Source organism: Corynebacterium tardum, assembly GCF_046717785.1.
In the GTDB taxonomy this organism is placed as follows: Bacteria; Actinomycetota; Actinomycetes; order Mycobacteriales; family Mycobacteriaceae; genus Corynebacterium.
Genome location: NZ_CP177104.1, coordinates 425818 through 450675, shown reverse-complemented (window position 1 = coordinate 450675; position 24858 = coordinate 425818). Strand labels below are relative to the sequence as shown.

28 protein-coding genes and 1 riboswitch are annotated in these 24858 nt (G+C 61.9%); of the genes, 7 read left to right on the top strand and 21 right to left on the bottom strand.

Going from position 1 to position 24858, the window contains the following annotated elements; genetic code table 11:
• Positions 1–134: 134 nt before the first annotated feature.
• From rpsQ to rpsJ, 11 genes are read right to left on the bottom strand one after another with little or no spacing between them, the layout of a single operon-like run.
• Positions 135–416 carry a 30S ribosomal protein S17 gene (gene rpsQ / locus ACLI1P_RS02175; RefSeq protein ID WP_296134905.1) on the bottom strand — a complete coding sequence of 94 codons (282 nt, stop codon included), beginning with the start codon at positions 414–416 and terminating at the stop codon, positions 135–137.
• Between the two features lie 2 nt (positions 417–418).
• The gene (gene rpmC, locus ACLI1P_RS02170; RefSeq protein WP_005276944.1) at positions 419–649 is read right to left on the bottom strand and encodes a 50S ribosomal protein L29; all 231 of its coding nucleotides are present in this window, start codon (positions 647–649) and stop codon (positions 419–421) included.
• Entirely contained in the window at positions 649–1065 is a 417-nt protein-coding gene (rplP, locus tag ACLI1P_RS02165; protein WP_408930063.1) for a 50S ribosomal protein L16, read from the bottom strand. The genes rpmC and rplP overlap by 1 nt, the downstream gene beginning before the upstream one ends.
• 3 nt (positions 1066–1068) lie before the next feature.
• Positions 1069–1815 (bottom strand): 30S ribosomal protein S3, encoded by a 747-nt coding sequence (gene rpsC / locus ACLI1P_RS02160; RefSeq protein ID WP_408930062.1) that lies wholly within the window; start codon positions 1813–1815, stop codon positions 1069–1071.
• On the bottom strand, positions 1815–2177 hold the full coding sequence (gene rplV, locus ACLI1P_RS02155; protein WP_039673710.1) for a 50S ribosomal protein L22: 363 nt from the start codon (positions 2175–2177) through the stop codon (positions 1815–1817). The genes rpsC and rplV overlap by 1 nt, the downstream gene beginning before the upstream one ends.
• Positions 2178–2180: 3 nt before the next feature.
• Positions 2181–2459 (bottom strand): 30S ribosomal protein S19, encoded by a 279-nt coding sequence (gene rpsS / locus ACLI1P_RS02150; RefSeq protein WP_010189646.1) that lies wholly within the window; start codon positions 2457–2459, stop codon positions 2181–2183.
• A gap of 13 nt (positions 2460–2472) precedes the next feature.
• Complete coding sequence (rplB, locus tag ACLI1P_RS02145; protein WP_408930061.1) at positions 2473–3309, bottom strand: 50S ribosomal protein L2; 837 nt, start codon at positions 3307–3309, stop codon at positions 2473–2475.
• Positions 3310–3344: 35 nt separating this feature from the next.
• Positions 3345–3647 carry a 50S ribosomal protein L23 gene (rplW, locus tag ACLI1P_RS02140; RefSeq protein ID WP_408930060.1) on the bottom strand — a complete coding sequence of 101 codons (303 nt, stop codon included), beginning with the start codon at positions 3645–3647 and terminating at the stop codon, positions 3345–3347.
• Positions 3647–4309 carry a 50S ribosomal protein L4 gene (rplD, locus tag ACLI1P_RS02135; RefSeq protein WP_306508346.1) on the bottom strand — a complete coding sequence of 221 codons (663 nt, stop codon included), beginning with the start codon at positions 4307–4309 and terminating at the stop codon, positions 3647–3649. The genes rplW and rplD overlap by 1 nt, the downstream gene beginning before the upstream one ends.
• Positions 4306–4962: a 50S ribosomal protein L3 gene (gene rplC / locus ACLI1P_RS02130; RefSeq protein ID WP_408930059.1), complete on the bottom strand. Its 657-nt coding sequence runs from the start codon at positions 4960–4962 to the stop codon at positions 4306–4308. The genes rplD and rplC overlap by 4 nt, the downstream gene beginning before the upstream one ends.
• Before the next feature lie 35 nt (positions 4963–4997).
• Complete coding sequence (gene rpsJ / locus ACLI1P_RS02125) at positions 4998–5303, bottom strand: 30S ribosomal protein S10 (protein ID WP_003848085.1); 306 nt, start codon at positions 5301–5303, stop codon at positions 4998–5000.
• A gap of 661 nt (positions 5304–5964) precedes the next feature.
• Between rpsJ and ACLI1P_RS02120 the strand changes: the two genes are divergently transcribed.
• The 7 genes from ACLI1P_RS02120 (at position 5965) to ACLI1P_RS02090 (ending at position 10214) form a co-directional block, all read left to right on the top strand.
• Complete coding sequence (locus tag ACLI1P_RS02120; protein WP_306508348.1) at positions 5965–6456, top strand: Asp23/Gls24 family envelope stress response protein; 492 nt, start codon at positions 5965–5967, stop codon at positions 6454–6456.
• Positions 6457–6798, top strand: coding sequence for a hypothetical protein (locus ACLI1P_RS02115; RefSeq protein ID WP_411709293.1), 342 nt, complete (start codon positions 6457–6459; stop codon positions 6796–6798). It begins immediately after the preceding gene.
• 9 nt (positions 6799–6807) lie between these two features.
• Positions 6808–7002 (top strand): hypothetical protein, encoded by a 195-nt coding sequence (locus ACLI1P_RS02110; RefSeq protein ID WP_306508350.1) that lies wholly within the window; start codon positions 6808–6810, stop codon positions 7000–7002.
• Entirely contained in the window at positions 7002–7922 is a 921-nt protein-coding gene (locus tag ACLI1P_RS02105) for an Asp23/Gls24 family envelope stress response protein (RefSeq protein ID WP_408930056.1), read from the top strand. Before ACLI1P_RS02110 ends, ACLI1P_RS02105 begins: the two co-directional genes overlap by 1 nt.
• Positions 7915–8493: a DUF6286 domain-containing protein gene (locus ACLI1P_RS02100; RefSeq protein ID WP_306508352.1), complete on the top strand. Its 579-nt coding sequence runs from the start codon at positions 7915–7917 to the stop codon at positions 8491–8493. The genes ACLI1P_RS02105 and ACLI1P_RS02100 overlap by 8 nt, the downstream gene beginning before the upstream one ends.
• Positions 8486–9052 (top strand): alkaline shock response membrane anchor protein AmaP, encoded by a 567-nt coding sequence (locus ACLI1P_RS02095; RefSeq protein WP_306508353.1) that lies wholly within the window; start codon positions 8486–8488, stop codon positions 9050–9052. Before ACLI1P_RS02100 ends, ACLI1P_RS02095 begins: the two co-directional genes overlap by 8 nt.
• Positions 9053–9134: 82 nt before the next feature.
• Positions 9135–10214 carry an HNH endonuclease signature motif containing protein gene (locus ACLI1P_RS02090; protein ID WP_411709292.1) on the top strand — a complete coding sequence of 360 codons (1080 nt, stop codon included), beginning with the start codon at positions 9135–9137 and terminating at the stop codon, positions 10212–10214.
• A gap of 51 nt (positions 10215–10265) precedes the next feature.
• On the opposite strand, the gene ACLI1P_RS02085 is transcribed toward ACLI1P_RS02090, so the two are convergent.
• From ACLI1P_RS02085 to ACLI1P_RS02040, 10 genes are all read right to left on the bottom strand, one after another.
• Positions 10266–11000 carry a hypothetical protein gene (locus ACLI1P_RS02085; protein WP_411709291.1) on the bottom strand — a complete coding sequence of 245 codons (735 nt, stop codon included), beginning with the start codon at positions 10998–11000 and terminating at the stop codon, positions 10266–10268.
• Between the two features lie 100 nt (positions 11001–11100).
• Positions 11101–12291 carry an elongation factor Tu gene (tuf, locus tag ACLI1P_RS02080; RefSeq protein WP_143335892.1) on the bottom strand — a complete coding sequence of 397 codons (1191 nt, stop codon included), beginning with the start codon at positions 12289–12291 and terminating at the stop codon, positions 11101–11103.
• Between the two features lie 373 nt (positions 12292–12664).
• Complete coding sequence (gene fusA / locus ACLI1P_RS02075) at positions 12665–14794, bottom strand: elongation factor G (RefSeq protein WP_408930051.1); 2130 nt, start codon at positions 14792–14794, stop codon at positions 12665–12667.
• A gap of 381 nt (positions 14795–15175) precedes the next feature.
• Positions 15176–15643, bottom strand: a complete 468-nt coding sequence (rpsG, locus tag ACLI1P_RS02070) for a 30S ribosomal protein S7 (RefSeq protein ID WP_296134789.1) — start codon at positions 15641–15643, stop codon at positions 15176–15178.
• Between the two features lie 6 nt (positions 15644–15649).
• On the bottom strand, positions 15650–16021 hold the full coding sequence (gene rpsL, locus ACLI1P_RS02065) for a 30S ribosomal protein S12 (RefSeq protein ID WP_005286791.1): 372 nt from the start codon (positions 16019–16021) through the stop codon (positions 15650–15652).
• A gap of 216 nt (positions 16022–16237) precedes the next feature.
• A complete protein-coding gene (locus tag ACLI1P_RS02060; RefSeq protein WP_296134786.1) occupies positions 16238–16807 on the bottom strand; it encodes a hypothetical protein in 570 nt (189 codons plus the stop codon).
• Between the two features lie 42 nt (positions 16808–16849).
• Positions 16850–17659: an energy-coupling factor transporter transmembrane component T family protein gene (locus tag ACLI1P_RS02055; protein WP_296134784.1), complete on the bottom strand. Its 810-nt coding sequence runs from the start codon at positions 17657–17659 to the stop codon at positions 16850–16852.
• Entirely contained in the window at positions 17652–19058 is a 1407-nt protein-coding gene (locus ACLI1P_RS02050) for an ABC transporter ATP-binding protein (protein ID WP_411709290.1), read from the bottom strand. Before ACLI1P_RS02050 ends, ACLI1P_RS02055 begins: the two co-directional genes overlap by 8 nt.
• A 103-nt stretch (positions 19059–19161) precedes the next feature.
• The gene (locus ACLI1P_RS02045) at positions 19162–19788 is read right to left on the bottom strand and encodes an ECF transporter S component (protein ID WP_296134780.1); all 627 of its coding nucleotides are present in this window, start codon (positions 19786–19788) and stop codon (positions 19162–19164) included.
• Positions 19777–19938: riboswitch (TPP riboswitch) on the bottom strand. It overlaps the preceding gene by 12 nt.
• A 674-nt stretch (positions 19939–20612) precedes the next feature.
• Positions 20613–24605 carry a hypothetical protein gene (locus tag ACLI1P_RS02040; RefSeq protein ID WP_411709289.1) on the bottom strand — a complete coding sequence of 1331 codons (3993 nt, stop codon included), beginning with the start codon at positions 24603–24605 and terminating at the stop codon, positions 20613–20615.
• Between the last annotated feature and the right edge of the window lie 253 nt (positions 24606–24858).

Sequence of the window (24858 nt, the reverse complement as noted above, 5' to 3'; positions counted from 1 at the left end):
TCTGTGAGCGAACCTCCAGCAGATTATCAGCCGCTGAGGGCAATCGCGGTGCGCGCGGGAAGCCCTCCCCGGGCATGCAAGAAGCCCCCACGCGTTTCCACGTGGGGGCTTTACTTGGGTGGGAGGGCTAGATTTTACTTAGCCTTCTCCACGATCTCGACGAGACGGAAGTGCTTGTCCTTGGACAGCGGGCGGGTCTCGGCGATGAGAACGCGGTCGCCGATGCCGGCGGTCTCGTTCTCGTCGTGCGCCTTAACCTTCTTGTTAGAGCGCATGATCTTGCCGTAGAGGGCGTGCTGCTTACGGTCCTCGAGCTCGACAACGATGGTCTTGTCCATCTTGTCGGAGACAACGATGCCGGTGCGGGTCTTGCGAGCGCCCTTTTCCTTCTTAGTGTTCACGTTTGCCTCACTCATGATTAAGCCTCAGCTCCCGGAGCAACGGACAGGCCCAGCTCGCGCTCGCGCAGAACGGTGTAGATGCGGGCAATGTCGCGCTTAACCGTGCCGATGCGGCGGTTGTTGGTCAGCTGGCCGGTGGCCTTCTGGAAACGAAGGTTGAAGAGCTCTTCCTTCGCGTCCTTCAGACGGGTCTCCAGCTCAGCGTTGTCGAGCTCACGGAACTCGTGGGCGGGGGTACCGGTAGCCATTAGAACTGGTCCTCCTTCTTGATGATGCGGACCTTGCACGGAAGCTTCTGGCCGGCGCGGCGCAGAGCCTCGATGGCGACCTCGTCGTTCGGGTAGGTCATCTCGAAGAGGACGCGGCCCGGCTTAACGTTGGCCACCCACTTCTCGACGGGGCCCTTACCGGAACCCATACGAACACCGAGCGGCTTCTGGGTCAGCGGACGGTCCGGGAAGATGTTGATCCACACCTTGCCACCGCGCTTGACGTGGCGGTTGATGGCAATACGTGCGGCCTCAATCTGGCGGTTGGTGATGTACGCCGGCTCGAGGGCCTGGATGGCGTAGTCACCGAAGTTGATGCGGTTACCGCCCTTAGACACACCGCGACGAGTCGGGCGGTGCTGACGACGGTACTTGACGCGCTTAGGAATCAGCATGGATTAGCCCTCCTGCTTCTGCTGTGCGCGCTGACGACGCTGGCCGCCACGACGCGGACGACCGTTACGGTCACCGCGGCCACGGCCCTGCGACGGAGCGTTCAGTTCGGACTCGCGGACGCCACCGACGACGTCACCCTTGTAGATCCACACCTTGATGCCGATGCGGCCGAAGGTGGTGTGGGCCTCTGCGGTGCCGTAGTCGATTTCGGCGCGAAGGGTGTGCAGCGGAACGCGACCCTCGTGGTAGCGCTCGGTGCGGGACATCTCAGCACCGCCCAGACGACCAGACAGGAGGATCTTAATACCCTTAACCTGCGGCTGGCGCATAGCGGACTGGATGGCCTTACGCATTGCGCGGCGGAAGGCCACGCGGTTGACCAGCTGCTCGGCGACGGACTGCGCAACCAGGGTTGCGTTGGCGTCTACCTGCTTGACCTCGAGGATGTTGAGGGCGACCATCTTGCCGGTGAGCTTCTCCAGCTCGCGGCGGATGCGGTCAGCCTCGGCGCCGCGGCGGCCGATCACGATGCCCGGGCGGGCAGTGTGAATGTCGACGCGTACGCGGTCGCGGGTGCGCTCGATGACGACGTCGGCGATGCCGGCGCGGTCGAGGCCCTTCTCTAGGTACTGGCGGATCTTGATGTCTTCAGCTACGTAGTTGGCGTAGTCCTTATCGGCGTACCAGTGGGTCTTCCAGTCGGAAGTGATACCCAAACGTAGGCCGTGAGGATGGATCTTCTGGCCCATTACTTGGCCCCTTCCTTCTGGCTCTCGACAACCACGGTGATGTGGCTGGTGCGCTTACGAATCATGAATGCGCGGCCCTGTGCGCGCGGCTGGAAACGACGCATGGTCGGACCCTCGTTGGCGTATGCCTCGGAGATGACCAGGGTGCGCGGATCCAGACCGAAGTTGTTCTCAGCGTTGGCTGCTGCGGAAGCAACAACCTTGGCAACCGGCTTAGCGGCGCCCTGCGGAGCGTACTTCAGGATTGCAAGTGCCTCGGATACGGACTTTCCGCGAACCAGGTCGATGACGCGGCGTGCCTTCATCGGGGTGACGCGGACGTAGCGAGCCGTAGCGGATGCGGAGGTGATGGTGTCACTCATCGCTTATCGACGTCCCTTCTTGTCGTCCTTGACGTGACCCTTAAAGGTCTTGGTGGGTGCGAACTCGCCGAGCTTGTGGCCCACCATGGAGTCCTCGACGAACACCGGCACATGCTTGCGGCCGTCGTGGACGGCGAAGGTGTGACCGATGAAATCGGGCAGAATGGTGGAGCGGCGAGACCAGGTCTTGATGACCTGCTTGGTGCCGGCCTCGTTCTGAGCATCAACCTTGTTGAGGAGGTGCTCATCGACGAACGGGCCCTTCTTAAGGCTGCGTGGCATTGTTTACCTCCTCTTAGCGCTTCTTGTTCGGGCGACGACGGCGCACGATCATGTTGTTCGAGTAACGGTTCGGGTTGCGGGTGCGGCCTTCCTTGTGGCCCCACGGCGACACCGGGTGGCGACCACCCGAGGTCTTACCCTCACCACCACCGTGCGGGTGGTCAACCGGGTTCATGACAACACCGCGGACGGTCGGGCGAACGCCCTTCCAGCGCATGCGGCCGGCCTTGCCCCAGCGGATGTTCATCTGGTCAGCGTTGCCAACCTCACCGACGGTAGCGCGGCAACGGATGTCGACGCGGCGGATCTCGGAGGACGGCATACGCAGGATGGCGTACTTGCCCTCCTTACCCAGCAGCTGGATGGAGGCACCAGCGGAGCGGGCCAGCTTAGCGCCAGCGCCCGGCTTGAGCTCCACAGCGTGGATGGTGGTACCGGTCGGGATGTTGCGCAGCGGCAGGTTGTTGCCCACCTTGATATCTGCGTTCGGGCCGGACTCGATGACGATGCCCTGCTTCAGGCCCTTCGGGGCGATGATGTAGCGCTTCTCGCCGTCTGCGTAGTGCAGCAGGGCGATGTTAGCGGTACGGTTCGGGTCGTACTCGATGTGAGCGACCTTGGCAGGGATGCCGTCCTTGTCGGTACGACGGAAGTCGATCAGACGGTAACGGCGCTTGTGGCCACCGCCGATGTGGCGGGTGGTGATGCGGCCGTAGTTGTTGCGACCACCAGTCTTGCTCAGCGGGCGCAGCAGGGACTTCTCCGGAGTGGAACGAGTGATTTCCTCGAACTCGGACACGGAGGATGCGCGGCGACCCGGAGTTGTCGGCTTGTACTTACGAATAGCCATAATTCTTCCTTTTCCTTTCGGCTCTCCGGTGGCGCTTAAGCGCCGGCGCCGAAGACGTCGATGGAGTCGCTGCCTTCACGGAGCGTCACGTAGGCGCGCTTGGTGGACTTACGCTGACCGAAACCGGTGCGGGTGCGCTTGCGCTTGCCAGCCCGGTTCACGGTGTTCACGGAAGCAACCTCTACGCCAAAGATCTGCTCGACGGCATCTTTGATCTGGGTCTTGTTGGAATCCGTGGAGACGTAGAACGTGTACACGTTCTGCTCCATGAGGCCGTAGGACTTCTCGGACACAACCGGAGCGATGATGATGTCGCGCGGGTTAGCGAGCTTAGCCATTACTTCTCCTCCTTAGCTTCCTCGGCAGCGCCGGTGGCGCGCTCGACGAAGGTGTGCAGAGCCTCAACGGAGAACACAACGTCGTCCGAGAAGAGAACGTCGTAGGTGTTCAGCTGGCCGGCGTCCAGGATCTGGACGTTCGGCAGGTTGTTGGCGCTGCGGCGGGCGTTGATGTCCTCGCGGCCGATGACCAGAAGCACGTTCTTACGGTCGGTAAGGCGCTCGATGAAGGCCTTGGCCTGCTTGGTGGACGGGGTCTGGCCCGGGACGAGTTCCTCGACGACATGGATGCGCTCGTTACGTGCACGGTCAGACAGTGCGCCGTAGAGAGCAGCCTTGATCATCTTCTTCGGGGTGCGCTGGGAGTAGTCGCGCGGAACCGGGCCATGCACGGTGCCACCGCCGGTGTAGTGCGGTGCACGGATGGAACCCTGGCGTGCGCGACCGGTGCCCTTCTGGCGGAACGGCTTACGGCCACCGCCGCGGACCTCGCCGCGAGTCTTGGTCTTGTGGGTGCCCTGACGAGCAGCAGCGAGCTGAGCGTTGACAACCTGGTGCATCAGCGGAATGGATGCCTCGGTGTCAAAGATCTCGGCCGGCAGCTCAACAGAGCCGTTGGTCTTACCGTCAGCGGTCTGGACGTCTAGCTTGAGGTTGCTCATGCGTGTGCACCGCCCTTCACTGCGGTCTTAACGGTGACGAGGCCACCGCGCGCACCCGGGATAGCACCCTTGATGAGCAGCAGGTTGGACTCGGCATCAATCTTCTGAATCTTCAGGTTCTGGGTGGTCACGCGGTCCTGGCCCATGCGGCCAGCCATGCGCTTGCCCTTGAAGACGCGGCCCGGGAACGAAGCGCCGCCGATACCGCCGACGCGGCGGTGAGCAGCCTGGTTACCGTGGGCAGCGCCCTGGCCCTGGAAGCCGTGGCGCTTCATGGCGCCGGCGTAGCCGTGGCCCTTGGTGGTGCCGGTGACGTCAACGAAGGTCACGCCCTCGAAGATGTCCACCTTGACCTCCTGGCCCACCTCGTATGCGGAGGTGTCATCCATGCGGATTTCAGCCACGTGGCGACGCGGGGTCACGCCAGCCTTCTTGAAGTGACCAGCGGCCGGCTTGTTGGCCTTGCGCGGGTCGATCTCGCCGAAGGCGATCTGGATGGCGTCGTAGCCATCGGTGTCTTTCGTACGGATCTGGGTAACCACGCACGGCCCAGCCTCGACGACGGTCACCGGCACAACGCGGTTCTCCTCGTCGAAGACCTGGGTCATACCGAGCTTGGTGCCCAGAATTCCCTTGATCTCGTTTTCACTCATAGTTAGTTCTCCACCAAATACGTTGTGTCGATCGCTTACTGGATATTCACGTCGACGCTTGCCGGAAGGTCGATGCGCATCAGAGCGTCAACGGTCTTCGGGGTCGGGTCGAGAATGTCGATGAGGCGCTTGTGAGTGCGCATCTCGAAGTGCTCGCGAGAGTCCTTGTACTTGTGCGGAGAACGAATAACGGCGTATACGTTCTTCTCAGTTGGGAGCGGCACCGGGCCGACAACACGAGCACCCGTACGGGTAACGGTCTCTACGATCTTCTTTGCAGAAGCGTCGATAGCCTCGTGGTCGTAGGCCTTCAGCCGAATGCGGATCTTTTGTCCCGCCACGCTTATCCTCTTCCTCGCTTCCCCACTTTCACATTCCCGGCCTATCCGGGGCGTGAAGCGGTGGGAAATTGCTTCTCGATTTCTCTATAACGTTGTCCGGGCCAGGAGCCTAGGCACAACGCCAGTTGTCTGACTGCCATGACGACCACGAGATACAGCGCTAGGCAAATGCCCACCGTGCAGTGCTCATGACGGGGTACAAGACCCGTAGTCAAAGTCAATAGGAAGAAGACTGGGGCGTTCGATCACAGATCTGCAACCAAAGTCTTATTCATATACTGCCGCTGTTTATTTGCCATGCTCCTTCTCCGGTCCATCGTCTCGGGATGTCTCTGCTCTAGCGCGGACCTAGCCCGATCTGATGACCTTCGAGTGCGACTCTTTCAAGCCTCACAACAAAGGTGTCATGTTCGCTCTACCAGCAACGACGCCCTGCGAGACCAGCTCGTGGCCACGCCGCTGTGTTAAAGCAACCCTTGTATTTAAGCACGTAACCTCGCGTTTTCCAAACCGCTACCGAAACCGTGCCAGAAATCACGATTTGGACAAAGTTTTGCTGCGCGCCCTACAGGCGGGGCGCTTCGTCTATAAGCTCGGGGGAAGGGAGCGCGCCAGGCGCGCTCACACAAACCACCCCTATAAGTATTGAGAAGGATTCATCATGGCTGAGAACACCACCCCGAAGGACGTCGCCGAGCAGACCACCACCGACGCCACCCCGGCCACCGCCCAGGAGCGCAACAAGAACCTGGAGACCGACTTCGGCACCACCAGCATTGACGATGTCGTCGTGTCCAAGATCGCCGGCATCGCCGCCCGTGAGGTCTCCGGCGTGGCCGCCCTCGGTGGCGGCGGCGCCCGCATGATGGGCTCCATCCGCGAGTCCTTCGGCGCTTCCGAGGACGTCCGCCAGGGCGTGTCGGTGGAGGTCGCCAACGGCGTCGCCGCCATCGAGATTGCGATCATCGCCGAGTACGGCGTGGCCATCCACGAACTGGCTGAGGCCATCCGCCGCAACATCATGAACGCCGTGGAGCGCATGACCGGCCTGTCCGTCGAGCGCGTCGATGTCGTGGTCCACGACGTCAAGCTGCCGAAGGACGAGGACGAGTCCGCCGAGACCACCCCGGCGGTAACGCAGGGCCAGGCCTAAGTGAGCCAGCAGACCACCCAGAAGGCGGAGCTCACGGCAGATACCGCCCGCGCGATTGCGGCCGCGGTGGTGGGCCTCGAAGGCGTCGCCAAGCTCAGCCCCGGCCGCTTCGGCGAGGTCTCCCTCCTGTTCCCAGGCGAGCGCATCCACGGCATCTCCCGCCCCTCCCCGCGCGATGACACCCACCTTGAGCTGCACGTCGTCGTCGACGTCAGCGCGGGCGTGCCGCTGGCGGCGCTGGGTGAGACCGTCCGTGACACCGTCCGCACCACGTGGCCCGCCGCCCGGACTGTCGACGTCGTTTTTGCCGACGCCGTCGCCTCCGCCTCCCCACAGAACTAAAGGAAAACCATGAAGAATTACACCTCCCTCGGCGTCATCGCCGGCTTGGTTCTCGCCTTTTTCATCTACCTCGGCATCTGGTACCTCGTACTTGCCGTGCTGCTTGCCGCGATTGGCGGTGTGGTCGGCGCGCACTTCGACGGCCGCATTGATCTGACCGCCGTGTGGAAGGGCGTGGTCGGCCAGGATAGAGGCCAAGGATAGTGACGCCCCCGCTCAACGAGCTTGCTCCGGCGAGCTCAGGTAAGACTCAACTGTCGCTGCGCGCGATGGAGCGGGTCATCGCGGCGGCCATCGCGAGCGTGCCCGGCACCGCGGCTGTCGACGCCAAACTGGCCGGCCTCGCCGGCCGCGCCTTCCCGCGCATCATGGCGCAGATGGACCCGGACGCGCGCGTAGTGGCCGTGGACACCACCATCGCCGTGTATTGGCCCTCCCCCGTCACCGACGTGGCGGCCGCGGTCCGTACTGCGGTGAGTGATGCCGTCCGGGACTTCACCGGCTTCCGCACCACCCGCGTCAACGTCACTGTGGGCGGCGCTGTGGCGGGCGAGCGCACCTCCGCGCTCGAGGTCTCCACTCGCGCACCGCTGCGCGCGCAGGTCCCCGCCATCGTGCCCGAGCACGCACTGCGCCCTGTTACCACCGCGCCCGGCGTGGGCGTTCGCCACGTCGCCACTCCCGCGGCCGCGGCAGTCCGTGGGGTCCGCACGCCGGCGGAAGCGCCGGTGCAGTCAGTGGCAGTGCTTGGCGACGTCTCAGTGCGCACCTCCGACTTCGGTCCTTCCACGCACCGCTACGACGAGCTGCGCCCGGTCACCACGGCCCCGGCTGAACCCCTGCGCGCCGTACGGGATCCGGAACCGGTGGCCGTGCGCTCGGTGCCGCTGCCCGGTGAGTTCTCGCTGCGGCGTGTGGAAGCCCCGCGTCCGGTGCGCCCGCGCCGCGTGGAGACCCCGCGCCCGCTGCGCACCCGTCCGGTGTCCGTACCCCGCGCCACCGCACTGCGCCCGGTAGAGATTCGCCCCTCGGCGGAGTTCACCCGCCGGGTCGACGTTCCCCGTCCGGCCCCGCTGCGCGCCATCACCATCACGCCGTTCCACGAAGGAGGCCGCCATGAGTGAGAAGAACCTGCCCGTCGGATTCGGCCAGCGCCCAAAGGCTTCACCGCCGGCCCGCACGTGGACGGTCATCCTCGGCATCGTGCTGCTCGCTGCCGCCGTGGTGGCCGGTCACGAAACCTGGGTGGTGGGCGCCAATGAGGGTGGCGCGTCCTGGCTGCAGCCCTTCATTGACGTCATGTCTCAGCCCGACATCTCGACGTGGATGCTCGTCGGCGGTGGCATCGGCATCGTGGTCGGCCTCATCTTGCTGTGGGCGGCATTCGCTCCCCGCAAGACCACGCACGTGCGCATAGAGTCCGACGAGGCATCAATGTGGCTGCGCGCGGTGGATATTGCCCGGGTGGCCTCGGCCCACGCGCGCCGCGTACCGGGAGCGACGGCGGCGCGCAGCCGCGCCAAGATTTCGTCCAAGCGCGCCCGCGTTACGGTGACCGCGACTGGCGACGCCCAGGATGAGCAGCTGAAGAAGCGCGTCACTGAGGCCGTCACCGCGGCGCTGGCAGCGGTGCGTCCCACCCCGGAACTCACCGTGGTCATCGAGAACGATCAGGAGGACATTGCCAATGTCTAAGACACTCGCTGGCGTGGACCGCCTCATCCTTGCACTTCTCGGCATCGTGCTCATTGCGTTGGGCGTGTGGCCGATTCTCATCCACTTCAACGTGGAGTTCGCCACGTACCTGGCCAAGTGGGTCGACCACGACACGTGGGCCGGCCTGCCCCACCAAAGCTGGTGGGTCTACGCCCTGGGTGCGGCGACCATCGTGCTCGCGCTGCTCGGCCTGTGGCTGATCATTTCCAACCTGCGCCACCACCGCTTCAACACAGTGCATTCCGACGCCTCCGACGAGGAGGGCGCCATCAAGACCAGCATGACCGCCATCGCCGGCGCGGTGGCCGACACCCTGGCCCAGGTGGAGGGCGTGGAAAAGGTCTCGCGCCTCGTGGCCTACGACCGTGCCCGCCCGACGTTGCAGTACCAGGTGCTCGCAGACCCGGATACGCCGCTGCTGCGCATCAAGGATGCTATCGAGGTTAACGACCAAGACTTCCGCGTCGCTTTCCCCGATGCCGACCTGGACACCACCTACAAGGTGCACTTCAGCCAGGTCCGCCGCGCAGTGGCATAAACGCCCTGTTCAAGCCCCTCTTCGGAGGGGCTTTTCCTCTTCCGGTTGCAGGGTTGGTGGACCTGCTTTAGTCTCTGTGGTCATGGGGGTATTAGAAACCTACTTCCACTACCGCAACTCGGGGATGACGCTAGTGGAACATGCATCCAGCTCACCCGACAAGCTCCGCGCGCTCGGCGCCGATACAGCCGACGCGGCCGAGCTCGCACGCCTGCACCGCATCTACTTCGGCCCCACCCGCTTTACTGGTAAGCAACGCAAAGCCCGCACCGCGGCCCAAAACAACGCCCACGGCCTGAGCACCCTAAACCTCATCGAGTCCTACGCCTCTCGGGTAAAGAAGGAACTCGACGCCTGGAACCTGCGCGCACGCCTGGCTGCCACACCAGCCCATCGCATCCGTGAGGTTGCCGTAAAGAAGCTTAAAGAGCTTAGGTCGAAACGCGAACACAAACCCGGGGTGCGCTTTACCTACCGCAAACAAGGCCCCAACTCCGTCACCATCACCGACACCCCAACGGTCATTGCCGATATCCGCGGCACCCTCGAATCAGTCAACCCCACCAACCTGCTCGACGCCGCCACCACCATCCTCCTGGGTGGCAACACCACCGGCACCAAGCCCGCCGTGCACGCCCAAGTCGTAGTCACCCTCAACGAATTCGACCGCATCATCAACGGCGACGGCGACGAAATCGAACTCCAACTCACCAACGGTGCCCGCATGACCGGGGCGGAATTCCTCACCCACAAGTTTGCAGAGATTGGCTACGCCACCATTACCCACCCCGTAGAAGGACCCATCAACTCCTACCGGATTGAGCGCCACGCAAACTGGAAACAACGCCTCACCCTATGCGCGGAAACCCAAACCTGCTCACGCCCCGGCTGTAACAAGCCGGCTGACTACTGCCAGGTCCACCACATCATCCCCTGGCAAGCAGGCGGGCTTACCAACATCAAGAACCTGACGTTCTTGTGTGCCTATCACAACGGCATCAACGACGATGACCCGTCGAAACCCACCGGAAGAGGCTACGTCTTCAGAATGCCCGGCGGCATCGGATACGTACCACCCTGGGGAGTACCGATTACCGCCACACCCGAATACCAACAAGCCCTCGCCAGACTAACCGCAGAACAACCACCAGGCGCAGGCTAAGCGCCTGCGCAGAGCCACAACGAAACCCGCCAACCACACCAGGTTGACGGGCTACTCGGCGTGCGTGGGCACGGACCAGGGCTCCGATTCCACGAGGATGACCTCCACCACGCTGCCGAAGGTGTGCGTCGTTCCTCTCGAAAGCTCGACGCTGAGAAGCTGCCCAGGGGCGCAGTCGGCGATACGGGACCAGGAAAAGTCCGTGCGCACCAGCTCCCGGTTCTTGCGCTGGGTGGTGTGGAGGCCGTGGTCGAGGATGATGGTCTCGGCGTCGGTGCGGATAAACCACACGCGGTCGCCGACGCTGCGGCGCTTGAGGCCGGCGAGGTCGCGGCTATCGTCGCGGAGTCGGGTTATGGACTCAACAACTCCGAAGCGGTGCTCGAAGCCCTCACCATCCTTAATGACCAGTGGGCGGCCTGGGCCCACCGGACGCAAGGCTGAGGCCTCCCACGACACCGCCTGGCCCCTCTCCCCCGAGCGAGACACTGGGCGCACCACCGCACGCCAGGAGCCGGACACCATCGCCAGGGTGATGCGGTGAGTCTCAGTGATGAGGAGCCAGCGGCCCGAGGTGGGCAGGTGGTCGTCGGCAAGCGCAAGCAAAGGCGGATGCACCTGAGCCATGGCCTCCAGCCTCTGTGTGAGCTCGGAGTCGGCCACTCCCCAGCCGTAGCCCTCGGCGGCGAGCATGCCGAAGAGCGTGCCCAGAGGCAGGTCCGGCTGGCCCTCCCAGGCGGCGCGAAGGGCAGCGAGGGTGCGGTCAATGCGAGTGGGATCATCCATAGGACACCAGCCTAATACCCCTAGGATCGACAAAGCCGCCCAACCCCACAGAAGGGATTGAGCGGCTCGACAGATGTTACAACATCCGGCTAATCAAGAATTAGTCCAGGATCTTGGTAACACGGCCAGCGCCGACGGTGCGGGAGCCCTCGCGGATAGCGAAGCGCAGGCCCTCGTCCATAGCGACCGGCTGGATCAGCTCGACGGACATCTCAACGTTGTCGCCCGGCATGACCATCTCGGTGCCCTCCGGCAGCTTGATGACGCCGGTAACGTCGGTGGTGCGGAAGTAGAACTGCGGACGGTAGTTGTCCATGAACGGGGTGTGGCGGCCGCCCTCTTCCTTCTTCAGGACGTAGACGGAACCCTCGAACTTGGTGTGCGGGGTGTAAGCGCCCGGCTTGATGACAACCTGGCCACGCTCGACGTCCTCACGCTTGGTACCACGCAGAAGCAGACCACAGTTGTCGCCAGCCTCGGTGTAGTCCATCATCTTGCGGAACATCTCGATACCGGTGACGGTGGTGTTGGTAGCCTTGTCGCGGATACCGATGATCTCAACGTCCTCGTTGACGTTCAGGGAGCCACGCTCAACACGGCCGGTAACAACAGTACCGCGGCCGGTAATGGTGAAGATGTCCTCGATCGGCATCAGGAACGGCTTGTCCAGCTCGCGCTCCGGATCCGGGATGGAGTCATCGCAAGCCTGCATCAGGTCAACGATGGACTGTGCCCACTTCTCGTCGCCCTCGAGAGCCTTGAGAGCGGAGATGTGAACGATCGGAGCTTCCTCGTCGTAGTCCTGCTCGGCGAGCAGCTCGCGGATCTCCATCTCGACGAGCTCAATGATTTCCTCATCGTCAACCATGTCGCACTTGTTCAGTGCAACGAGGATGTACGGAACGCCCACCTGGCGAGCGAGGAGCACGTGCTCACGGGTCTGCGGCATCGGGCCATCGGTTGCAGCAACAACCAGGATAGCGCCGTCCATCTGAGCAGCGCCGGTGATCATGTTCTTGATGTAGTCGGCGTGGCCCGGGGCGTCCACGTGTGCGTAGTGGCGCTTCGGGGTGGAGTACTCAACGTGGGAGATGTTGATGGTAATACCGCGCTCCTTCTCCTCAGGAGCCTTGTCGATCATGTCGAAGGCGAAAGCGGTGTTCTCCTCCGGGTAAGCGTCAGCCAGAACCTTGGTGATCGCTGCGGTGGTGGTGGTCTTGCCGTGGTCGACGTGTCCGATGGTGCCGATGTTCACATGCGGCTTCGTACGCTCGAACTTCTCCTTTGCCACTGTTTTGTCCTCCTGGACTCTATGGCGGCTACGAATCTCGCAGCCACGTGGTTTGTATTGCCATTGGCACTTCGGGCGCGCGGCCCATAAGCGCTAATGACGCTTTCTTTACGTGCCAGTTACACGATCCTAGATTTATGCCGCAGTTTTTTCAAACTGCCCAAATAGGAGGTAACCCCGCGCATGTAGTGCGGACGTTGACCCTCGACAAGAATCATTATTAAGGATCCTGGGAGGGTAACGGCCGGCTCAACGCACAACGCGTGCGCGCTCAGCCGACCGCTACCCCGCCCCAGCAAGCTGGCGGTCTACTGGCGAAGACTACCAGCCCCACGCTGGGGCTTAGGCAACGGGGTGGGAAACCCCGGCCAAGTTAGTCCTTGCTGCCGGTGCGCTCTTCGATGATCTCCTGAGCCACGGAGGACGGAACCTCTGCGTAGGAATCGAAGACCATGGTGAAGTTTGCGCGGCCTGCGGTGGAAGAACGCAGGTCACCGATGTAGCCGAACATCTCGGACAGCGGCACCTTAGCCTTAACCACCTTGGCGCCGGAGCGGTCCTCCATGGAGAAGACCTGGCCACGACGGGAGGAGATGTCACCGTTCACGGTACCCATGTACTCCTCCGGGGTCACGACCTCGACGGCCATAACCGGCTCGAGCAGAACCGGCTTCGCCTTGGCCACGGCCTCCTTGAGGACCTGGGAGCCGGCGAGCTTGAAGGCCATCTCAGAGGAGTCGACGTCGTGGTAAGCGCCGTCTTCCAGGGTGGCCTTGATGTTCACCAGCGGGAAGCCAGCGAGGAAGCCGTACTGCATAGCGTCCTGGATACCAGCGTCGACGGACGGGATGTACTCCTTCGGCACGCGACCACCGGTAACGGCGTTCTCGAACTTGTAGGTTGCGGACTCGCCCTCTTCCAGGGTCTCCGGGTCCGGGTTGTACGGCTCGATGGTGCAGATGACCTTTGCGAACTGGCCGGAACCACCGGTCTGCTTCTTGTGGGTGTAGTCCAGGGACTCGACCTTCTTGCGGATGGTCTCGCGGTAAGCAACCTGCGGGTTACCGATGTTTGCCTCGACCTTGAACTCGCGCTTCATGCGGTCAACCAGGACGTCGAGGTGCAGCTCGCCCATACCGCCGATGACGGTCTGGCCGGTCTCCTCGTCGAGCTCGACGGTGAACGTCGGGTCCTCGGCAGCCAGCTTCTGAATAGCGGTACCCAGCTTCTCCTGGTCGGCCTTGGTCTTCGGCTCGATGGAGACCTTGATAACCGGGTCCGGGAAGTCCATGGACTCCAGGATGATCTGGTTGTCCTTGTCACACAGGGTGTCGCCGGTGGTGGTTTCCTTCAGACCAATGACGGCGTAGATGTTGCCGGCATCTGCCTGATCCACCGGGTTCTCCTTGTTGGCGTGCATCTGGAAGAGCTTACCGATGCGCTCCTTCTTGCCCTTGGTGGAGTTCATCACCTCGGTACCCGGCACGACCTGGCCGGAGTACACACGGGTGAAGGTCAGCTGACCGAAGAACGGGTGAGCGGCAATCTTGAAGGCCAGTGCGGAGAACGGGGACTCCACGGACGGCTTACGGGTGAGGACCTCGTCCTCGTTGCCCACAGCGTGGCCGGTGATCTCGCCGATGTCCAGCGGGTTCGGCAGGTAGGAAACAACAGCGTCGAGCAGCGGCTGAACGCCCTTGTTGCGGTATGCGGTACCACACAGAACCGGGAATACCTCGGAGCTGATGGTCATCTTGCGGATGGCAGCCTGGATCTCTTCCTTGGTGAGCTCCTCGCCACCGAAGTACTTCTCCATGAGCTCTTCGTCGGACTCAGCAACGTCCTCGAGCAGCTTCTCGCGGTACTCCTCAGCCTTCTCCTTGAGGTCCTCCGGGATCTCCTCAATGGTCGGCTCAGCGCCGGTCTCGACCTTGCCGCGCCAGGTGATGGCCTTCATGTCGATCAGGTCGACAACACCGTCGAAGTCGTCCTCAGCGCCGATCGGCAGCTGCAAAACCAGCGGCTTCGCGCCGAGGCGCTCGATGATGGTGTCCACGGTGAAGTAGAAGTCCGCACCCATCTTGTCCATCTTGTTGATGAAGCAGATACGCGGAACGTCGTACTTAGCGGCCTGGCGCCACACCTGCTCGGACTGCGGCTCCACGCCCTCCTTGCCGTCGAAGACGGCGACGGCGCCATCGAGAACACGCAGGGAGCGCTCAACCTCGACGGTGAAGTCGACGTGGCCCGGGGTGTCGATGATGTTGATCTGGTTGTTGTCCCAGAAACAGGTCACGGCAGCGGAAGTAATGGTGATGCCGCGCTCCTTCTCCTGCTCCATCCAGTCAGTGGTGGAGGCACCATCGTGGGTCTCGCCGACCTTACGGTTGATACCGGTGTAGAAGAGAATACGCTCGGTCGTGGTGGTCTTACCAGCATCGATGTGAGCCATGATGCCGATGTTGCGGACCTTGTGCAGATCCTTAAGCACTTGTTGTGCCACGGTTTATACCCCAACTTAATTGTCGTCGACGCCGCGAGCCAGCACTTCACCGACTCATCTTAAAATGACGTCTTCATGGATAGGTCTTGATCTATTTTGCCACGTCTGGGCCAACGCGGCAGCGTGAGTCACCTCCGGCGCCTCACACCTGTGCAGTCGTCGCCCCGCCCTGCATGCTACTGCATGCTCACAGCGGCCGTGCTCGCAGGGTCTTTAAAGGCCCTCCGGACACAAAAATAGCCCGAACAACGGTATTCACGTATTTGTCCTGCGGCGGTGCGCTGTGCTTGGCGACGCCCCCAGGTGGGACGTCTCCAAGCAGCAACAGCGCAGGTACAGACTGATGTCGTTGTTCGGGCTAGAAGCGACGGCGTGCCGCTACTACCAGCGGTAGTGGGCGAAGGCGCGGTTGGCCTCTGCCATCTTGTGAGTATCCTCACGACGCTTCACGGATGCACCCAAGCCGTTGGATGCGTCCAGAATCTCGTTAGCGAGACGGTCGATCATGGTGTTCTCACGACGCTGGCGGGTGAAGGTCACCAGCCAACGCAGCGCCAGGGTGTTGGCGCGGGCCGGCTTGACCTCAACCGGCACCTGGTAGGTGGCGCCACCGACACGGCGGGAGCGTACCTCGAGGTCCGGGCGGATGTTGCCCAGGGCCTTCTCCAGGGTGCCAACCGGATCGGTGCCGGTCTTCTCGCGGCAAGCCTCGAGCGCGCCGTAGACGATGCGCTCAGCGGTGGACTTCTTGCCGTCCTGCAGGATCTTGTTCACGAGCATGGTGACCTGCTCGGAGTTGTAAACCGGGTCCTTAACTACAGGACGCTTCGGTGCAGCATTCTTACGCATTGTTGATTACTGTCCCTTCTTTGCGCCGTAGCGGGAACGAGCCTGCTTACGGTCCTTCACGCCCTGGGTATCCAGTGCGCCACGGATAATCTTGTAACGAACACCCGGGAGGTCCTTCACACGACCACCGCGGACGAGCACCATGGAGTGCTCCTGCAGGTTGTGACCCTCACCCGGGATGTAGGCGGAGACCTCGATACCGGAGGTCAGGCGCACACGGGCGACCTTACGGAGTGCCGAGTTCGGCTTCTTCGGAGTGGTGGTGTACACGCGGGTGCACACGCCGCGGCGCTGCGGGGAGCCCTTGAGGGCGGCCGTAGCAACCTTGGCCTTCTTGTCGTGGCGGCCCTTGCGGACCAGCTGCTGAATAGTTGGCATAAATCTAGTCTTTCTGTATGACTTCGGCTTCAACTGACCATGGAAGGTGAGCCAAACATGCAAAAATAGGGGCTCTTCTCCGGGGCCCTTCCGCATGTCCAGATCTTCCCTCAGCCGTGTGGGCCGAGAAACTGATCAGACTTTTCATCTCATACAAAGATGAAACCTCACGTAGACTACCACCGGCGCGCGGGTTCCCCCAAATCCCCGATCCCGCTAGCTCCACTCCCAGGACAGATCGGCTTGGGCAGCCTGGTGAGAAAAGTACTGCTTTTCCTGCTCTTCCCAGGTCTCGAACCATTCTTCGTAGTCCGGATCGCGTTGCAAGGCGCGCTCGCGGCGCAGCTCGCGCGGGCCGTCGATGCGCACGGTGACCACGGAGCCACGCTCACGGGCGGCGGCAATGTTGGCCTCGGTGACTGACCCGACGCCTTCGACAATCAGGTCGTCGCGCACATCCAAGCTGGCCCAGTCCTTCGGGGCGTTGGCCTCCCAGTCCCAGCGCCAGTAGCCCGGGTTGTTTTCCCGCAGGACCTGTTCGGCCACCATGGCGGAGCCCTCTTCCAGCCCGCGCCAGCCCGGGTAGAACTCGTCGAGGTGTACTACGCGCCAGCCGGTGCGGTCCGCCAGGGACGCCGATGCCCAGGTCTTGCCGGCGCCCGAGGGGCCGTCGATCAGCACGGTCACCGGCCGCATGGGGCGCTTGCGGGAGGCCGCGAGCTTGACCACGTCCTCCAGCAGCCTTTCTAGCTGGTCGTCGTAGTCGGCGTCGTGCGCGTCCTGCATGGGGGTTCATCACCACTTCTGGGTTCAATCGTGCTCTGGCCCTTAGAGCCCGAAGAATCTCCAGGCTCCGCTGAGCACCGAAACTACCACCGGAAGCGCGGCTAGCACTACGCCAAAGGCCATGACCAGCCAATCCCGCGCCGCAAGGCGCGAGGGGCGCGCCCACGTGCGTTGCCCGCCACCGGGTGGTGTGCGCCCAAAGCCGCGCGCCTCCATCGCCGTAGCGAGCTTGCCGCCGCGACGCAAAGCCAACACCAGCAGCCCGAAGGACATGGTGATGAGGTGTTTAATGCGGCCCTCATCAGTCAGGCCGCGCGCTCGCCGGGCCATGCCCAAGAACTGCCAATCTGACTTGAACAGCGTCATCATCCGCACGCCCGCCACCGCGCCGATGACGAAGCGGGAAGGCAACTTGAGGATTTGGGAGAGGGCGTCGCCCAGCTCGGTGGGGTCGATCGCGCGGGCCAGCACCACCATGGGCAGCGCCACCGCGAACACGCGCAGGGTGATGGCGATGGCGAGTTCAATGGAGTTATCGCTGACCGTGATGAGCCACAGGGTGAAGTATTCGCGCCCACCCGGGGCACCGTAGAGCAGCATCGAGATGCCTGAAATCGGGGCGATAAGGAAGAGGAACCAGGCGGCCTTGACCATGCGCAGCCAGGACACCCCGCACAACGGCCCCAGCAGCAGCGTCAGCCCCAGGGAGACCGCCGCGGAGACCCAGTCCACCGACAGCAGCAGCGGGCTGACCCACGCAAACATGAGGAAGATGCGAGTCAGCGGGTTCACCCTGGTGAGAAGACCGGCGGGCGACGCACCCTTCGCACTCACGGACGTCGGATTAGCCACGGGTCACCTCCACTCGGTGGTCGCCAAGGGCGGCGATGAAGAGCGGATCGTGCGTCACTGAGGCAATCGTCGTGCCGTCGTCCACCATGCGGCGCAACAGCCACACCAGCTCGCTGAAAGTGCGGGGGTCTTGGCCGAAGGTGGGTTCGTCGAGAAGCAGCACCTCCGGCGCACTTACCAGGGCCGTCGCCACGGACAGGCGGCGCTTCTCCCCGCCGGACAAGGTGAAGGGGTTGGCGTTGAGGAGGTGGGAGAGCCGGAGGGCGTCGACAAGCTCCGCAATGTGCGCTTCCGGAACCTCGCGGCGCATGACCTTCGGGCCCACGCGCAGCTCCTCCGCCACGGTGCGGGCGACGAACTGGTGCTCGGGGTTCTGGAAGACGAAGCCGATGCGATCAGCCAGCTGACGGGACTTCCACTGCAGCGGCGAGCCCTTGAGGCCGCGGCGCACGAAGTCCGCCACGCCAATCTCGCCCGACTCCGCCGGCAACAGCCCGGCCACCGTCATCATCCACGTGGTCTTGCCCGCACCATTTGGCCCGGTGAGCACCGTGGATGCGCCCCGCGGCAGGCTAAAGCTGCGCGGCGGCCCGAAGCGCGTGACCAGGTCCGTACTCCACAGGGCGGGTTCACGGCCCACGCCCGCGCCCCGCGCCGACGGGAGATCCGCCACCGTGCGCTCAGCCACGACCTCAGCGAGCGGCCCGTCCGCCACGATGCGCCCATCCTTGAGCTCCACCGCACGGTCGAGCACCCCGTGCCACGCCGCGTGCTGGTGCTCCACCACGACGAGTGTGGCACCCGTGCGCTCCGCCATGGCGGCTACTGCCTCGATGACCTCGCGGGCACCCTCCGGATCGAGGTTGGCTGTGGGCTCATCCAGCAGCACCACGCCCGCGCCCATGGCAATGACGCCCGCCAGGGCAAGGCGCTGCTTCTGTCCGCCGGAGAGCTGCGCGGTGGGAAAATCCAGGTCGACGTACGGACCGACCATATCCAGGGCCGCGCCGACGCGCCGCCAGATCTCCTCGCGCGGGTAGGCCAGGTTCTCGCAGCCAAAAGCCACGTCATCTCCAACCCTGGCAGCAATGACCTGGGAGTCCGGGTCCTGGAGCACCAGACCCACCGGGATGGTCCGGCCGGGCTGTTCTACCTGCCCGTGGGAGTCCTCCAGCAGGATTTCGCCGACACGAGTACCTTCATCGTCCCCGCCCAGCACGCCGGCGATGGCGGCGAGCAGCGTGGACTTTCCGGAGCCGGAGTCGCCGCACAGCAGCACCTTCTCCCCCGGCTCGATGGTCAGATCAATATCCGCCAGCGCCGGCGCGGTGCGCCCAGCGTGCGTCCAGCCGTACCCGCGGGCAGAAATCCGCGTAGCACCGGCAACAAAATTCTCCATAGGCTTAAGGCACAGGGGGGTTACAGTCACGCGTAGGCCCAAGGGGATTGGCCTACCCGTGACAAAGGAGTGAAAGGAAAATACAGGGAATGCGGGGCGACGCCTACACGGTGTGCTGTTCTCGGCCCACCGCAAAGCGGTCCAGCGCGCCGGTCTTCGCCAGCGCCTTGACCACGAAGAAGCCCACGGCTCCGGCCAGAATCGCTCCGGAGATGCTCAGGGTAATGAAGTAGATGATGTTGAACTGCAGCGTCTTGCCCAGGTTTCCGGAAGTAAACAGCTCCAGGACGAATGCGCCCCAGCCGGCCGCCATGCCGCCGAGCATGGCTACCCCCAACCCGAAGCGGCGGTAGAGGAAGATAGCGAGGACGATCTCCACACCGATGCCCTGCGCGATGCCGGAGTACACAGTACTAATACTCCACTGCGAGCCCAGCAGGGTGGAGACAACCGCGGCAATCAACTCCACGTACAGCGCCGCACCCGGCTTGCGGATAACCAGCCCGCCGATCACACCACCGATGAGCCAGATACCCGTGGCGATTCCGCCCAGACCCGGCGTGAGCGCGTCCATGGCCTGGAACCAGGCGTAGCCCACCGTGTTCCACACAAAGAACACGAGGCCACAGGCCACACCGAGCACGGATGCCACCACGATGTCCACGATGCGCCAGTTCAGGCTGCGCTGCGGCGTGGCACCTGCGGCACCGGTAGTAGATACAGAATTCATTTTTCCTCCCTCTCGCCGGCATTACCCGGATCAGGTTCGACGGTTCACCGCTCCCGCGGCGTCTCAGCCTCCCCTAACACCCCTCGTGCCCGCATGCGCAGCCGCGCACACAGCACAAAGCGTTCAGGAAAAGCACCCGTGACGTTAAAATTGATTGGCTGCACCGCCTCCCCAAGGAAAGCCGACAGCCAGTGAAAGAACACTTCGAAAAAGCATCCACAGCTTAGCAAGCGCCCGCGCGCCCACACCACTCAGTATTCGCGTCCGCCCAGCAACAGCCACCGCTCCCCGCAGCCTAACGAGACTACCGATACGCATGTGCTTGCCGACGTCTACCGGGACCAGCCCAACTCCCCCACTTCTAGCGACCCGGGACCAGCCCCGAACGCCAGAAAACTGCGCAGTGCCCCGTCGCGTCCTCTGACCTACGCGACGGGGCACTCTGAGACCGGTTCTAAGTGCGCCGGCCACCAAGGGAACTCTCGTGTAGTGCTTAAGGAAAGGAAAAGCTTCTCGAAAGCCCCAAGTCTGTATTGAAATATCGTTACTGTATTTCAGCAGAATTAACTCTATGCAAATTATTCTTCGAGAGGATAACAGAACGGTTACGCGTTAGGAAAGTAGCATATGCTCTTCCCCTACGCGAACCGTCCCTACTCAAACAGTGAGAGGCAGTAGTTAAAGGCCATAGTGTGCAGCCCCCGCCGCCACAGCAACGCCGTGACTGCGGAACTACTGGAAATCCCTTCGACTTTAAGGAGCGGGAAGATAACGCCCTTCCCGAACGGCGGCGCCATCACAGGTGGCGCAGCCTGTTGCTCCTCTTACTTGGAAGAACCCTCAGAGGAACCGTCCGAAGAACCAGCACCCGGGGTGCAGGCATCAGCGATGAGGCCGATAGCCAGCGCACCAGCAGCAATCAGGGCGATGGAGCTAGCGTTCAGACCGAAGCGCTTGAGCTGAGTGTCGAACGCAGCAGCCTGACCAGCCAGCGGGCCCTGGAAGATGCCAGCCTGCTTCTGCAGCTGGGTGTTCAGCGCCTGAATCTGTGCATCAATCGGTGCCACGAACTCCTTCAGACCCGGAATGTTGAGCTGGGAAGCCAGACCAACCGGGATGAGGAACAGCAGCGGGATACCAGCGCCCAGGCCGGTAGCCAAGCAACGCTCACCAATCTTGGAGGACAGGCTCTCGTCACCCTCGTCGTCACCAGCGGCGGCGCCGGTGCCGGTGTTGTCCTTCGGCTCGGTGATCTCGATGTCGATGTCACCGACCTTTTTGCCGTCCTTGTCCTTGACCTCAACGGTGGCGTTCTGGGCCTTGGTGCCCTCCGGGACGGTCACAGAAATCTCGCCGGTCTCCGGGTCAACAGTGACCTCGGCACCGTCGATAGCCTTGCCGTTCTCACCGATGACCTCACCAGTCATGCCCTCGGTCGGGTTCTTGACCGTGTCATCCAGCTCGTGGGACTCACCGTCAGCAACAACCTTGTCGGTGGTGGAACCAGCGTCGATGGACGGCTTCTCGGCAGCGTCATCCGGCTTCTCCGTCAGGTCAGCAACACCGTTGTCGTTCTTGTCGGTGATGGTCTTGGAGTTCTCATCCGACTCGTCAGCATTCTTGATGCCGTCATCGTCGGAGTCCTCCTGACCGTCCTCAACACCGTTGCCGTCGGAATCCTTCTTCTCCGGATTCAGGCCAGCAGCCTTCTCATCCTCATTGTTGACGCCATCGCCATCAATGTCGGTGTCCTCGGAATCCGGGATGCCGTCGCCGTCGGTGTCCTTCTCCGTCAGGTCAGCAACACCGTTGCCGTCCTTATCGGTGATCTTGTCAGAATCAGCGTCAGACTCCTCAGCGTTGGTCTTGCCATCGCCATCGTTGTCTTCCTCGCCGTCCTTGGTGCCGTCACCATCAGAATCCGGGTTCTTCGGATCCAGGCCAGCAGCCTCTTCATCCTTATCGTTGACACCGTCATTGTCATCGTCGGTGTCCTCGGAATCCGGGATGCCGTCACCGTCAGTATCCTTCGGCGCAACTTCTTCGGTGTCAGTCTCACGGATATCCGGGGTGCCGTTCGGCCCCTCGCCATTACCATTGACGCCCTTGTCGGTTACGCCCGGGTTACCCAGGCCGTCGTTGTCGGTGTCGTCAGCGCGACCATCTTCCGGAACATCGGACTCCTCAGCGTTGGACTTACCGTCCTTGTCGTAGTCCTCTTCACCGTCAGACTTGCCATCACCATCAGAGTCGGTCTTCAGCGGGTCAGTGCCGATTTCCTTCTCGTCATCGTTGTTGACACCGTCGCCGTCAGCATCAGCATCATCCTTGTTCTCGATGCCGTCGCCGTCCTTGTCACCGGTCGGACCATCCTCGTTGTCCTCATCAATCAGGTCGGCCTTCTTATCGCCGTCCTTATCGGTGATCTTGTCGGAATCAGCGTCAGACTCCTCAGCGTTGGTCTTGCCATCGCCATCGGCGTCCTCGTCGCCGTCCTTCGTGCCGTCACCATCAGAATCCGGGTTCTTCGGATCCAGGCCAGCAGCCTCTTCATCCTTATCGTTGACACCATCGTTGTCATCGTCGGTGTCCTCAGAATCCGGGATGCCGTCACCATCGGTATCCTTCGGGCCTTCCGGAGTGGTCGGGTTGGTACCCGGCTCTTCGGTCTTATCCGAGTTGTTGTCGTCCTGGCCCTTCTTGTGACCATTAACCGGAACCTCAACCACGGCCTTACCACCATCAAGATCCGGATCCTCAACAGTCACGGTAATCGGACCATCAACATCCTCACCCGGAGTAACAACAACATTGCCGTTGTCATCAATCTTGGCCGGAACGTCCTTACCGTCCTCATCCTTAGCAGACACCTTCGTGTCATCATCACGGTTAGAAACCTTGATGCCAGAATCCTGCTCATCAGCAGTCGGCTCAACCGGCTTCACACCGGAATCATCAACAGAGGTAGCCGGAGCCTTATCCGAGTTGTTGTCGTCCTGGCCCTTCTTGTGACCATTAACCGGAACCTCAACCACGGCCTTACCACCATCAAGATCCGGATCCTCAACAGTCACGGTAATCGGACCATCAACATCCTCACCCGGAGTAACAACAACATTGCCGTTGTCATCAATCTTGGCCGGAACGTCCTTACCGTCCTCATCCTTAGCAGACACCTTCGTGTCATCATCACGGTTAGAAACCTTGATGCCAGAATCCTGCTCATCAGCAGTCGGCTCAACCGGCTTCACGCCAGAATCATCAACAGAGGTCTTCAGAGACACGATAAACGAGTCTGCTGACGCCTCGTTTCCATTGGAAATCAGAACTGCGTGGAATACCTCGCCGTCCTTCGCGTCGGAAGGAACTTCAAACGTTGCACAGTCGCCCGGTTCGGACACGGAGGCTACATCGCAGGACTTCAAGGCGTCACCCTTGGAGTTCCTCCACTCGATAACGTTGTCGACCTCACCGAGGCGACCACTCAGCTCAAGCTTGGCCGTTGCACCGGGGGCAGCCGGCTTATCAGTCATGTCGAAGTTGGTGATGTCAAGAGAAGCTTCTCGGAGGGCAATAGCCGCGAAGTTTACGTTGTATGCGTAGTTCCTGTACACGAGCGGGTCAGAAGTCGGTGCCCAAGCCAAGTTCTTGCGCGGGTTCGTAAACACAGGCTGAGTAAACGACGAGTAGGTGGAGATAACGTCGCCGTTTGCATCAGTCACCCACATGTAGAGGTTGTCAGGATCGTAGTCCTCACCGAGGTCGATGGTGTACTTACCATCCTCGTTAACAACCGCGTAGCCCGTCTTTGCAAGATTGTTCTTATCCTGCAGCATCTCCTTGGTAGCAGATGCGCGCTGCTCAGCCGGGAGGCTCCAAATCTCATTATTTCGCTGAATTCCAGCGTCGCTCAGCACAGAGGCCCAAACGGTCGAGCCCGAAGCAACCGGATCCTTCGCATTCTTGGTTGCACCGGACAGAAGCTGATTTTCAAGGTTTCGGTCCGTCTCAAGCCAAACCTGGCCGGAGATTTTACCAGGGGAAACGATTGCCGGAGCGACGAACTCGTCTTCCGTGGTTTCGACCAAGTTGTCAGACTTCACATAGTCATTCGGCGCTTCGTAGAACCAAATACCCGTCTTTGCAGTGTTCGAAGCGGTGCCTGCACTACCCGGGAAGTCTCCGAGGCCCTCACCCGAACCCCTTCCGTAAGTGAACGGAGTGTAACCAGGCGCACTACGCAGCTGACGAAGTTCATTACCGGTTTCAGGGTTCACAAAATCTTCGCCCCAAATGCGGTAGCGCTGAGAAGCCGCAGCAACAAACTTGTGCTCCTTACCAGCACCATCCGTCCACGTAGGAAGCTCAAAGGCATAGACGCCCTCACCAGCACCCTTCAGGTCATGCGTGACAGCGGAGTAAACCGGCGAGACGGCGCCATTCGCGTCAATCCACTGAAGATATACCTTCTGATTTCCAGGAACCGGCTGGAAGCCATCCCACGTAGAAGTCAGCTGTGCGGCCTGAACCGGGTTAATAATCTGAGCTCGACCGGACACGACATTCTTACCAACCCCCAGGGAGTCAGTAAGGTTAGAGGCCCTAGTCACCTGACCGCTTGCAATAGCATCTGCGTCGATGATTTTTGCATCCCCTGCGGTTTCCGAGGCAGAAGCATCCTGAGCCTGAGCAACCGCAGCAGTCTGCGGAGCAGCAATCGGGTGCACGAACGGTGCAATCAAAGAAACAGAGAGCGCGGCAGCAGCAATCGTGGTTCCACGACGGCGTACAGTGCCGTTGAAGTTCTTCACCTTCATGAAGAAGTCCTTTCCTTAGGGAATTTAGAGAACGGTCCAGAGCAGCCACTGACAGCCCTGGATTATTCGGGATGTCCACGTATTCGACTGGACTCAAGCTGAAATCTTACTGAGATTACGCCATGTGCACAACGTGTACATTCATTTAACTTTTTGCACATAACTTAAGGTGAGCTCACTATACATTAATACTTCCGTATATCAAGTGGTCAATTACTTATATTTACCCCCAAATTCCACCCAGTGAAACGCC

Coding starts and splice junctions, on each gene's coding strand:
- rpsC (WP_408930062.1), bottom strand. CDS start 1,815: ATGGGCCAGAAGATCCATCCTCACGGCCTACGTTTGGGTATCACTTCC.
- ACLI1P_RS02110 (WP_306508350.1), top strand. CDS start 6,808: ATGAAGAATTACACCTCCCTCGGCGTCATCGCCGGCTTGGTTCTCGCC.
- ACLI1P_RS02090 (WP_411709292.1), top strand. CDS start 9,135: ATGGGGGTATTAGAAACCTACTTCCACTACCGCAACTCGGGGATGACG.
- rplB (WP_408930061.1), bottom strand. CDS start 3,309: ATGGCTATTCGTAAGTACAAGCCGACAACTCCGGGTCGCCGCGCATCC.
- ACLI1P_RS02050 (WP_411709290.1), bottom strand. CDS start 19,058: ATGGAGAATTTTGTTGCCGGTGCTACGCGGATTTCTGCCCGCGGGTAC.
- rpsL (WP_005286791.1), bottom strand. CDS start 16,021: ATGCCAACTATTCAGCAGCTGGTCCGCAAGGGCCGCCACGACAAGAAG.
- rplP (WP_408930063.1), bottom strand. CDS start 1,065: ATGCTGATTCCTAAGCGCGTCAAGTACCGTCGTCAGCACCGCCCGACT.
- rpsS (WP_010189646.1), bottom strand. CDS start 2,459: ATGCCACGCAGCCTTAAGAAGGGCCCGTTCGTCGATGAGCACCTCCTC.
- ACLI1P_RS02095 (WP_306508353.1), top strand. CDS start 8,486: ATGTCTAAGACACTCGCTGGCGTGGACCGCCTCATCCTTGCACTTCTC.
- rpsG (WP_296134789.1), bottom strand. CDS start 15,643: ATGCGTAAGAATGCTGCACCGAAGCGTCCTGTAGTTAAGGACCCGGTT.
- rplW (WP_408930060.1), bottom strand. CDS start 3,647: ATGGCTAAGCTCGCTAACCCGCGCGACATCATCATCGCTCCGGTTGTG.
- ACLI1P_RS02120 (WP_306508348.1), top strand. CDS start 5,965: ATGGCTGAGAACACCACCCCGAAGGACGTCGCCGAGCAGACCACCACC.
- ACLI1P_RS02045 (WP_296134780.1), bottom strand. CDS start 19,788: ATGAATTCTGTATCTACTACCGGTGCCGCAGGTGCCACGCCGCAGCGC.
- rplV (WP_039673710.1), bottom strand. CDS start 2,177: ATGAGTGACACCATCACCTCCGCATCCGCTACGGCTCGCTACGTCCGC.
- ACLI1P_RS02040 (WP_411709289.1), bottom strand. CDS start 24,605: ATGAAGGTGAAGAACTTCAACGGCACTGTACGCCGTCGTGGAACCACG.
- ACLI1P_RS02085 (WP_411709291.1), bottom strand. CDS start 11,000: ATGGATGATCCCACTCGCATTGACCGCACCCTCGCTGCCCTTCGCGCC.
- ACLI1P_RS02060 (WP_296134786.1), bottom strand. CDS start 16,807: ATGCAGGACGCGCACGACGCCGACTACGACGACCAGCTAGAAAGGCTG.
- rpmC (WP_005276944.1), bottom strand. CDS start 649: ATGGCTACCGGTACCCCCGCCCACGAGTTCCGTGAGCTCGACAACGCT.
- rplC (WP_408930059.1), bottom strand. CDS start 4,962: ATGAGTGAAAACGAGATCAAGGGAATTCTGGGCACCAAGCTCGGTATG.
- rpsQ (WP_296134905.1), bottom strand. CDS start 416: ATGAGTGAGGCAAACGTGAACACTAAGAAGGAAAAGGGCGCTCGCAAG.
- rplD (WP_306508346.1), bottom strand. CDS start 4,309: ATGAGCAACCTCAAGCTAGACGTCCAGACCGCTGACGGTAAGACCAAC.
- ACLI1P_RS02100 (WP_306508352.1), top strand. CDS start 7,915: ATGAGTGAGAAGAACCTGCCCGTCGGATTCGGCCAGCGCCCAAAGGCT.